Here is a 273-nt window from a genome sequence, read left to right as displayed (position 1 = left end):
ATCTTGGTGATGACGGGGCCAATCTTGAAAGCGGCCTTTGCTCAGGCGTTTATTGATTAACCAGAAGCCAGAGCCGTCATAACATAATGCTCTAAGCATGGTTCGGCGGCGGTTGGTAAACACAAACAGGGTTCCGCTACGAGGCGACTGTTTTAGCTGATGACGACACAGGGCGGCGAGTCCATCGATACCACAGCGAAAATCGGCTGGTTGAGTCGCAAGCAGGATTTTACTCTCAGCAGTCAGGTGGATCATTTTACTTCTCCTGCTTCT

The 273-nt window shown here is 50.5% G+C and carries 1 protein-coding gene; it reads right to left on the bottom strand.

The window, feature by feature from the left end:
• A partial coding sequence (gene tnpB / locus H5300_RS27380) for an IS66 family insertion sequence element accessory protein TnpB (protein ID WP_182797408.1) occupies positions 1-255 on the bottom strand: 255 nt, incomplete at its 3' end.
• Positions 256-273: the final 18 nt, after the last annotated feature.

Source organism: Vibrio sp. SG41-7, assembly GCF_014164465.1.
Classification (GTDB): Bacteria; Pseudomonadota; Gammaproteobacteria; order Enterobacterales; family Vibrionaceae; genus Vibrio; species Vibrio splendidus.
This window is presented reverse-complemented; position numbering and strand designations above follow the sequence as displayed.